Below are 10,417 nucleotides of genomic sequence, written 5' to 3'. Positions count from 1 at the left end.
TTCGGAATCTGAACAGGCGGGCAAGCTGTACGCCCGCGTGAGTTACAAACAAACGATGGACCTGCACGACATGGCTCAGCACATGGCGGAGCACAACACGGCCTTCTCCGAGGGTTTGATAGTGGGTGTGCTGACCGACTTCGTGAAGTGCGTGCGCGAGATGGTGCTCAACGGCAACACGGTCAAGGTGGGCAACCTGGCTATCTTCAAGGCTACCGTGGAGTCTAACGGGTTGGAGGTGCTCTACGACGCTCAGAGCGACAAGGTGGCTTCGGCTACAATGGGCACACTGAAGGAGGGCGACAAGACCGGTCCTGCCGTGAAGACCATCAAGTTGCTGGCGCAGTCTACAGGCGACTTCACCCGCGACGAGCTGAAAAAGGATGCCAAGTTGGCGTGGACCGACAAGACCAAGGCGGAGATTGCGGCGGCTAAAGGTGACAACGGGAACGTTAACGGGAACGCTAACCCTAACCCTAACCCTAACGCTAACGCTAACGCTAACGATAACACTGGTGGCGACAACCAGGGTGGTGGCGGTGACAGCGGCAGCATTGTCGACGGAGTTGACGAGGGTTAAGCGACTGAACCCAAAGTGGAAAGGGGACTGGCAATCAATGCCGGCCCCTTTTTTTCTTATCTCATCCCTCTCACCTCTTACCTCTTACCACTCACCTCTAACTTCAGATACTTTCCCGTGAGGCTTTGCTCGCAGGCGATGATCTGCTCAGGGGTTCCGGTGGCCACCACCTCGCCTCCGCGGTCGCCTCCGTCGGGTCCCATGTCGATGATGTGGTCGGCACACTTGATGATCTCCATGTTGTGCTCGATGATGAGGATGGAGTGGCCGCGCGCGATGAGGGCATTGAAGGCAGCCAGCAGGCGCTCGATGTCGTGGAAATGGAGGCCGGTGGTAGGCTCGTCGAAGATGAAGAGGGTGGGTTCCTGCTTCTCCTGTCCGATGAAGTAGGCCAGCTTGACGCGCTGGTTCTCGCCACCGGAGAGCGTTGATGAGTTCTGTCCGAGTTTGATATAGCCGAGTCCGACATCCTCGAGCGGCTTCAGTCGGTTGACGATGGTTTTCTGTCCGTGGGCGGCAAAGAATTCGAGGGCCTCGCTGATGGTCATGTTCAGCACGTCGTCGATGTTCTTGCCTTCGTATCTGACGTCGAGGATGTCGCGCTTGAATCGGCGGCCGTGACACGCCTCGCATTGCAGCACGAGGTCGGCCATGAACTGCATCTCAACGGTGATGACGCCGGCACCCTTACACTCGTCGCAGCGGCCTCCGTCGGCATTGAACGAGAAGTACTGCGCCGTGAAGCCCATCTGCTTGGAGAGCGGTTGGTCGGCAAAGAGGTCGCGGATGGCGTCGTAAGCCTTGACATAGGTGGCGGGGTTGGAGCGTGTGGACTTGCCGATAGGGTTCTGGTCGACAAACTCGACATGCTTGACGGCCAGGTAGTCGCCATCGAGTCCCATATATTCGCCCGGCACGTCGGCCACCTCGCCAAGATGGCGCTTGAGGGCGGGGTAGAGGATGCCCTTGATGAGCGACGACTTGCCGCTGCCGCTGACGCCGGTGACGACGGTCATGACGTTGAGCGGTATCTCGACGGTGACGCCCTTGAGGTTGTTCATGCGGGCTCCCTTGATGATGATCTTGCGGTTCCATGGGCGACGGCTCTGGGGGACGGGAATCTCGTCCTCATGCGTCAGGTAGCGAACGGTATAGCTCTTGGGGTATTTCTTCAGCGCCGCTTTCGTGACCTCCTCGGCATTGCCCTGGAAGACGATTTCACCACCCAGTCGGCCGGCATCAGGACCGACATCGATGAGGTAGTCGGCAGCGCGCATGATTTCCTCGTCGTGTTCGACGATGACAACGGTATTGCCGAGGTCGCGCAACTCTTTCAGCACCTTGATGAGCCGGTCAGTGTCGCGCGGATGGAGTCCGATGCTGGGCTCGTCGAGGATATAGAGCGAGCCCACGAGCGATGACCCCAGCGAGGTGGTCAGGTTGATGCGCTGGCTCTCGCCGCCGCTGAGCGAGTTGGACATGCGGTTGAGCGTGAGGTAGCCCAGTCCGACGTCGAGCAGGAATTGCAGTCGGGCATTGATCTCGGTGAGCAGCCGGCGCCCGGTCTGCTGTTCCAGTTCGGTCAGTTCCAGCTGGTCGAACCATTGCTTCAGCCGCACGATGGGCATCTGCACAAGGTCGCTGATGCTGCGCCCGCCAATCTTGACATAGTCAGCCTCGGGTTTCAGTCGGGTGCCGTGACACTTCGGACAGTCGGTCTTGCCCCGATAGCGGCTCAGCATGACGCGGTATTGTATCTTGTACTGGTTCTCCTTGACCATCTGGAAGAAGGCGTCGATGGACACCTGGTCGTGAATGTCGCGATGGCGGTCGGAGGGCAGCCCGTGCCACAGCTGGTCCTTCTGCTGCTGTGTCAGGTTATAATAGGGTTCGAAAATGGGAAAACCGACTCCGTTGGCGTCGCAGTTTTCTTTCAGGGCAGCGCGCCGGCAGAACTCGTCCTTCCACATCTTCATCTTCTCGCCGTGCCAGCAAACCACACAACCGTCGTAGACGGAGAGCGTGGTGTTGGGGATGACCAGATGTTCGTCGATGCCGATAATCTTGCCGAAGCCCTGACACTCAGGACAGGCACCGGCAGGCGAGTTGAATGAGAACATGTTGTCGGAAGGCTCCTCGAAGGTGATGCCGTCGGCCTCGAAGCGCATCGAGAAGTCGTAGCAGATATTGGAGGGCAGGAACATCAGCCGGCAGCTTCCGTTGCCCTCGTAGAACGCCGTCTCGGCAGAGTCGACGAGTCGGGAAACGACATCCTTGGCATCGTCGACAGACAAGCGGTCGATGACGAGGTATAGTTCCGAGTGCTGGTCAATCTCAGCATGTTCGGCCAGAAAGTCGTCGATGCGTTGGATATTGCCGTTGACAGCCATGCGGGCATAACCGTTCTGGATGTACAGCTGGAGCTGTTGTTCGACGGTTCGTCCCTCAGCCGGTCGGATAGGAGCCATCACCACATATTTGGTGCCTTGCGCATATTGCCGGGTACATTGGATGATGTCCTCGGTGGAATGCTTCTTGACCTCCTGTCCGCTGATGGGCGAATAGGTGTGTCCGATGCGGGCATAGAGCAGTCGCAGGTATTCGTAGATTTCCGTCGTGGTGCCGACGGTAGAGCGCGGGTTGCGCGAGATGACCTTCTGCTCGATGGCGATGGCGGGCGGGATGCCCTTAATGAAGTCGCACTCCGGCTTGTTCATGCGCCCCAGAAACTGGCGGGCATAGCTGGACAGGCTCTCCACATAGCGACGCTGTCCCTCGGCATAGAGCGTGTCGAAAGCCAGCGACGACTTTCCGCTACCCGACACCCCGGCAACGACAACCAGTTTGTCGCGGGGAATCTTGACGTCGATATTCTTCAGGTTGTTGACCCTGGCTCCCTTGATCTCTATGCAGTCACTCATCGGCTATCAGTTGCTTTTGGCATCGAACGACAATTCGTCTTTTCCGTCTACCTTATTTATATATATCGTAGCGCCTGCAGGCAGGTCGCCGTTGACAATCAGTTCGGAGATGCCGTCTTCGATATAGCTCTGGATGGCTCGCTTCAGCGGACGGGCACCAAACTGCACGTCGTAGCCCTTCTCGGCCACAAAGGCCTTGGCCTCGTCGCTCAGCTCAATCTGGAAGCCCAGTTCGCCGATGCGCTTGTAGAGCCCCTTCAGTTCGACATCGATAATCTGCTTGATGGCAGCCAGGTCGAGCTGGTCGAAGGTGATAATCTCGTCCAGGCGGTTGAGGAACTCCGGCGAGAACTGCTTCGAGAGCGCTTTCTGCACAATCTGGCGGGCATGCTCCTTGTCCTGTTCGTTGAGCATGAGTGCCGACGAGGACGTGTTGAAGCCCACGCCGCGACCGAAGTCCTTCAGCTGGCGCGTACCGGCATTCGAGGTCATGATGATGACCGTGTTGCGGAAGTCGACGAAACGACCGTTGCCATCCGTCAGGCGACCTTCGTCGAGCACCTGCAGCAGCAGGTTGAACACATTGCCGTGAGCCTTCTCTATCTCGTCAAGCAAGACGATGGAGTAGGGGCGACGGCGAACGCGCTCGGTGAGTTGTCCGCCCTCCTCGTAGCCTACATATCCCGGAGGTGCTCCGATGAGTCGCGACACGTTGAACGACTCGGTATATTCGCTCATGTCGACGCGTATCAGGGCATCGGCAGAGCCAAACATGAACTCAGCCAGTTTCTTAGCCAGATAGGTCTTGCCGACACCAGTGGGACCGAGGAACATGAAGGCTCCGATAGGATGGTTGGGGTCTTTCAGTCCGACACGGTTGCGCTGGATGGCCTTGACCATCTTGTCGATAGCCTTGTCCTGGGCGATAACCTGGCTTTTCAGCTCCTGAGCCATTCCCCTCAGGCGGATACCTTCCTCCTGAGCCATGCGCTGGACGGGAACACCGGTCATCATGCTGACCACGTCGGCAACTTCCTCGGCGGTAACCGTCTGGCGGACATCGGTTTCGCCTTCCAGCCATTTGCGGTTCATTTCCTGCAGTTCCTTTTCCAACACGGTCTGGCGGTCACGATAGCTGGCTGCCAGTTCGAAGTTCTGGTTGCTGACGGCCTGTTGCTTCTTCTCCGTGACGTGCTTGATTTCCTGTTCCTTCTCCGTGATTTCCGGTGGGATGTTGGCATTCTTCAAATGTACGCGCGAGCCTACCTCGTCGAGCGCATCGATGGCCTTGTCGGGCATGAAGCGGTCGGTGACATAGCGGGCTGTCAGTTTGACACATGCCTCGAGAGCCTCGTCGGTATAGTTGACATGATGATGGTACTCGTAGCGGTCGCGCAGGTTGTGCAGAATCTCGAGCGTCTCCTCGTTGGATGTCGGTTCCACAACCACCTTCTGGAATCTGCGCTCCAGGGCGCCGTCCTTCTCGATGGAGTTGCGATACTCGTCGAGTGTCGTTGCTCCGATACATTGGATGGTGCCGCGCGCCAACGCTGGTTTCAGGATGTTGGCAGCATCCATCGAACCCGGTGTGGAACCAGCTCCGATGAGGGTGTGTATCTCGTCGACGAAGACGATGATGTCGGGGTTCTGCTCGAGTTCCTTCACCAGCATCTTCATGCGCTCCTCAAACTGTCCGCGATACTTGGTGCCAGCCACCACTCCCGTCATGTCGAGGGTGACCAGCCGCTTGTTGAACAGGGTGGGAGAGCAATGGCGATGGCTGATCATCTGAGCCAGTCCTTCGACGATGGCACTCTTTCCGACACCAGGCTCGCCAATCAGGATGGGGTTGTTCTTCTTGCGGCGCCCCAGAATCTCGATGACACGCTGTATCTCGCGCTCGCGACCCACACAAGGGTCCAGCTTGCCTTCAGCAGCCTGACGCGTCAGGTCGGTGCCGAAGTTGTCGAGCACAGGCGTCTTCGACTTCGTCTTTTGCTGCGTGGTGGTCTGTGTCGTTCCCGACTGATGGCTACCGCTGGCAGCATTGCCGGTCTGCTCTTCTTCTTCATAGTCTTCGTCGGGCAGACCTATACCGTTTTTCACGCTGAACAAGGTCAGCGCGTCTTCATAATTCACATTGTTCATTTCCAATACATGTTTTGCTCCGTTGTCCACTTGGTCGTGCAGGATAGCCAACAGCAAATGCTGTTCCTCCACTCGCGTTGTCCGTTGCAGGCGTGCCTCGAGGACAGCCAGTTTCAGAATGTTGCTGGCTTTCTCGTTGAGCACGAGGTCGCGGGTGTGTATGGGCATTCCTATCTCATCCTCCTTGACGCGCATCTCCAGTTCGGTCTTCACCGACTGGATATTGATGTTCAGCCGTTGTAGCAGTTCCGTTACCGGCCCGTCTTTGACACGCATGAGTCCGAGCAAGAGATGCTCAGGGCCCACGCTGCTGCTGGCGAGGCGGCTGGCTTCGTCGCGTGAGAAGGCGAGGACTTCAGATACTTTTGGTGAGAATTGACTAGTCACGGGATTTAATGATTTTACAATTTTACAATTTAGCAGGTTACAAATTCCGTGCCAAAAACAATTTGTTAGTTATGCCTTTGGGCAATTCGGTCTCGTAGTGTGTCACCATGACCATGGTCTTGTTGCGGCGCTGACAAAACGTCTCAATGACATCCTTGGCCAGTCGGCGGTTCCAGAGGTCGAGTCCGTGAAGGGGCTCGTCGAGGATGAGCAGCTGCGGGTCTTTGACGAAGGCACGGGCCAGCAGAATCAGTCGTTGTTCGCCACTTGACAACTGCAGGAAGCGGCGTTCTGCCAGATGGCCGATGCCGAAGATGTCGAGCCACCAGCGGCACTTGTCGTAGTCTTGCTCGTTGGGAACGGCATAGAGTCCGATGGAGTCCATGAGTCCGCTGGCCACGATGCGGATGGCAGGCAGGTCGCGTTTGTAGGAGCGGTGCATCTCGGGTGACACATAGCCGATGTGTTTCTTGATGTCCCAGATGCTTTCGCCAGAGCCTCGCGGACGGTCGAAGAGGGTGATGTCGCAGGCATAGCTCTGCGGATTGTCGGCACAGACAAGTGACAACAGGGTAGACTTGCCGCTGCCATTTTGTCCTGACAGCGCCCACCGTTCGCCATTCATCACAGTCCAGTCGAGGTCTTTCAGAATGGTGCGCTCGCCATAGCGGATACTGACACCCTTCATCTCCACCACGCGCTGGCAGTCGTAGTCGTTGTCGTGATAGGGCAGGTCAAGGATGGCCTGTCGCTTCTCGTCGCTCAGCACGTGAGGCGGAACGGGTTGCTGATGGGCATAGTAGTCGGAGGGCGTGGGATATTCGGCACTTTCGGCATCGTCGGAAATCTCGATAATCTTGTCGACGAAATCAGGAATGTCGTCGGTCTTCGAGAGTACCAGCATGATTTCCATGTCGCGCTCCTCGGACAGCATCCTCAGGAGTTCCTTCAACTGGTCGCGCGTCTCGGCATCCAGTCCGATAAAGGGGTTGTCCATGATAAGCAACCGAGGATTGGAGAACAGTGTCTTCGTCAGTTGGAACTTGCGCAGTTCGCCACTCGAGAGCGTGATGATGTATTTGTCCAGGAACTCCTCCATGTGGAAGAGACGGTACAAGTGCTTTTGCAACTGGCGGCGCTCATCGGTGTCGTCGCCCGCCAAATGGTAGGCACGCTCCAAGAGTTCGCCAACGGTAGGCGTCTCGTGGTCGATGTCGTGCTGGTTCCATCGCAGTTGTAGGTAATATTGTCCGTCAACATTGACTCCATAGGAGTCGGTGAAGGCCATATAGCGCACGCGGTCAGAGGCCAGCGTCTTGCGCAGTTGGTCGATATAGCGCGTCTTTCCGCTTCCGTTTCGTCCTACGACGGCTGTTACTTTTTGCATATCGTCTTGCTTACTTTGTCTTGGTTCTTGTTTACGAAATCTTTCCATCCCTTATAGTGGGCTTGGCTCTCCGGGCGGTTCATCTGCATGAAGTGGCAGTAGGCAGCTCCCAGGGCGTCGGTGGCATCCATGAACTTGCCCAGCGCCTCCTTGTCGAACTTCAGCAGTCGTTGGAGCATGCCGGCAACCTGTTCCTTCGAGGCGGCTCCGTTGCCCGTGATGGCCATCTTGATTTTCATCGGGGCATATTCGTGAATGGGAACCCCGTGGTGGATAGCAGCGGCAATGGCCGTTCCCTGGGCGCGTCCCAGTTTCAGCATGGTCTGCACGTTCTTTCCGAAGAAAGGAGCCTCGATGGCCATCTCGTCGGGCAGGTAGGCGTTGATGATGCCCGTCACTCGTTCGAAGATATGGCCCAGTTTCAGATAACCGTCACCAAATTTGCGCAGGTCGATGACACCCATCGTGATCATCTCTGCCTTGCCGTCCTTCACCTTGATGACGCCATAGCCCATGATATTCGTTCCAGGGTCGATGCCCAGTATGATCTTTTCCATTCCAATTTGCAAAGATATGATAAAAAGCGTGAAAAACCAAATTTATTAAGATAAATTGCGTAACTTTGCACTCACCTCTGACCTAAGAAAATATTAAAGTATATGAGAACTATTGTAATGACAGTCGTTATGGCTTGTATCCTGCCAATGGGGATGCAGGCGCAGAATCGTGTGAAACCGGCCATCCCCCGAGATGCCAAGTTGGAAAGCAGCATAGAGAAGACCCTGTCGAGGATGACACTCGACGAGAAAATCGGACAGATGCTCGAACTGAACCTGGACATCATGGGAAAGTACGACCCCACAGGCACCTGGAAACTGAACGAGACGATGCTCGACACCTTGATTTCAAAGTGGAAGGTGGGCTCGCTGCTGAATGCTCCAGGAACGCGTGCTGCTACCGTTGAGCAATGGCAATACTGGATTCAGCTGATTCAGAAGAAGTCGATGACCTATCTTGGCATTCCCGATATCTATGGACTCGACCATAACCACGGAGTGACTTATACCCAGGGGGGAACACTCTTCCCGCAACCCATCAACCTCGGTGCTTCGTTCAATGTGGAACTGGCACGCGAGATGGCTGAGGTGACGGCTTATGAGAGTCGCGCAGCTAATTGTCCGTGGGTATACAATCCCGTTGTCGACCTAGGGCGTGATGCCCGCTGGCCACGCATCTACGAGAGTTTCGGTGAGGATGCCGTCGTCAACTCCAAGATGGTTGTTGCCGAGGTGAAAGGCTATCAGGGCGAGGATAACAACCACATAGACCGCTATCATGTGGGAACCAGCACGAAGCATTATTTTGCCTATGGAGCACCCTGGACGGGAAAAGACCGCACGCCCGCCTACCTCTCGCCGCAAATGTTGCGCGAGAAGTATTTCGAGCCTTTCCGTCAGGCTGCATTGGCAGGAACGCTGACGATGATGGTGAACTCGGCTTCTGTCAATGGGGTTCCCTTGCATGCCAGCTATGAATACCTGACACAATGGCTGAAGGAAGACTTGCAATGGGACGGCATGCTGGTTACCGACTGGGCTGATATCAATAACCTGTTCCAGCGGGAGCATGTGGCCAAGGACAAGAAAGATGCTGTTCGGATAGCCGTCAATGCAGGTATCGATATGTCGATGGACCCCTATAGCGTTGACTTCTGCATCCTGCTGAAGGAACTGGTAACGGAGGGCAAGGTGAGCATGACGCGCATCGACGATGCCGTTCGTCGAATCCTTCGTGTCAAATATCGTCTCGGATTGTTCGAGCAACCCAATACCGGAGGCAAGGGCTACGAGAAGTTCGGTAGTGCTGAGTTTGCTGCCAAATCACTACGCGCAGCTGAGGAGAGTGAGGTGCTGCTGAAGAATGAAGGCGGAATCCTGCCATTGGCAAAGGGCAAGAAGATACTGCTCACTGGACCGAATGCCAACCAGATGCGTTGTCTGAACGGTGGCTGGTCATACACTTGGCAGGGTTCGAAGGCTGAAGACCTGAGTGAAAAGTATAACACCATCTATGAAGCACTATGCCTGGAATACGGAAAAGAGAACGTTATCCTGGAACAAGGTGTCGTTTACAACGAAGAAGGGGCCTACTACGAAGAAAAGGAACCGCAGATAGCCAAGGCTGTCAATGCTGCACAGAAGGCTGACATCATCATAGCCTGTATCGGTGAGAACTCCTATACAGAGACTCCAGGAAACCTCTCAGACCTGTGGCTCTCGGAGAACCAGCGTGAACTGGTCAAGCAGTTGGCAAAGACCGGCAAACCTATCATTCTGATACTGAACGAAGGACGTCCACGCCTGATTGCAGACATCGAACCGCTTGCCAAAGCGGTCGTCGACATCCTGCTACCAGGAAACTATGGTGCTGATGCGTTGGCCAACCTGCTCAGCGGCAAGGCTAACTTCTCTGCCAAGATGCCTTACACCTATCCGCGTGAGATTAACTCGCTCTATACCTATGACTATAAGGTCAGCGAAGAGGTGGGCACAATGGCTGGCGCCTATAACTATGACGCTAAGGTCAGTCTGCAATGGCCTTTTGGCTTTGGCTTGAGTTATACCACCTTCGCTTACTCCAACCTTCGTGTGGACAAGACATCGTTTAAGGCTGACGACGTGTTGACCATCAGCGTAGACGTGAAGAACAATGGCCAGCGTGCAGGCAAGGAACCTGTATTGCTGTATTCTAGCGACCTCGTGGCTTCCATCGTTCCTGACAACAAGCGGCTTAGAGATTTCACGAAGGTAGACTTGCAACCCGGTCAACAGCAGACCGTTACGTTCCGTCTTCCGGCACGTGAACTGGCATTTGTCGGAGCCGACGGCCAATGGCTACTTGAGGAGGGTGACTTCCAGTTGAAGGTCGGTGGGTTGTCGGTTCCTGTCACATGTACCCAGACTTTGTCATTCAAAAAATAGACTGTTGAAGATG

6 protein-coding genes are annotated in these 10,417 nt (G+C 55.6%); 2 read left to right on the top strand and 4 right to left on the bottom strand.

Features of this window, described 5'->3' with window-relative positions; translation table 11 throughout:
• Positions 1–580 (top strand): HU family DNA-binding protein (locus tag BLU47_RS14655; protein ID WP_091958300.1); only part of this gene is annotated, 580 nt, incomplete at its 5' end.
• A gap of 77 nt (positions 581–657) precedes the next feature.
• Here the strand turns inward: BLU47_RS14655 and uvrA are convergent.
• The 4 genes from uvrA to ruvC are packed head-to-tail and all read right to left on the bottom strand — an operon-like array spanning position 658 to position 7,980.
• Complete coding sequence (uvrA, locus tag BLU47_RS03270) at positions 658–3,501, bottom strand: excinuclease ABC subunit UvrA (RefSeq protein ID WP_091958297.1); 2,844 nt, start codon at positions 3,499–3,501, stop codon at positions 658–660.
• 6 nt (positions 3,502–3,507) lie between these two features.
• Positions 3,508–6,036 (bottom strand): ATP-dependent Clp protease ATP-binding subunit, encoded by a 2,529-nt coding sequence (locus BLU47_RS03265; RefSeq protein WP_091958295.1) that lies wholly within the window; start codon positions 6,034–6,036, stop codon positions 3,508–3,510.
• Positions 6,037–6,073: 37 nt separating this feature from the next.
• Complete coding sequence (locus BLU47_RS03260; protein WP_255402067.1) at positions 6,074–7,423, bottom strand: ATP-binding cassette domain-containing protein; 1,350 nt, start codon at positions 7,421–7,423, stop codon at positions 6,074–6,076.
• A complete protein-coding gene (ruvC, locus tag BLU47_RS03255) occupies positions 7,411–7,980 on the bottom strand; it encodes a crossover junction endodeoxyribonuclease RuvC (protein WP_091958290.1) in 570 nt (189 codons plus the stop codon). Before ruvC ends, BLU47_RS03260 begins: the two co-directional genes overlap by 13 nt.
• A gap of 117 nt (positions 7,981–8,097) precedes the next feature.
• Between ruvC and BLU47_RS03250 the strand changes: the two genes are divergently transcribed.
• The gene (locus BLU47_RS03250; RefSeq protein ID WP_091958389.1) at positions 8,098–10,404 is read left to right on the top strand and encodes a glycoside hydrolase family 3 N-terminal domain-containing protein; all 2,307 of its coding nucleotides are present in this window, start codon (positions 8,098–8,100) and stop codon (positions 10,402–10,404) included.
• The last annotated feature ends 13 nt before the right edge of the window (positions 10,405–10,417 follow it).

This window comes from Prevotella sp. tc2-28, assembly GCF_900107705.1.
Classification (GTDB): domain Bacteria; phylum Bacteroidota; class Bacteroidia; order Bacteroidales; family Bacteroidaceae; genus Prevotella.
Note: the sequence above shows the minus strand (reverse complement) of the source record. Positions and strands in the feature narration are given on the sequence as shown.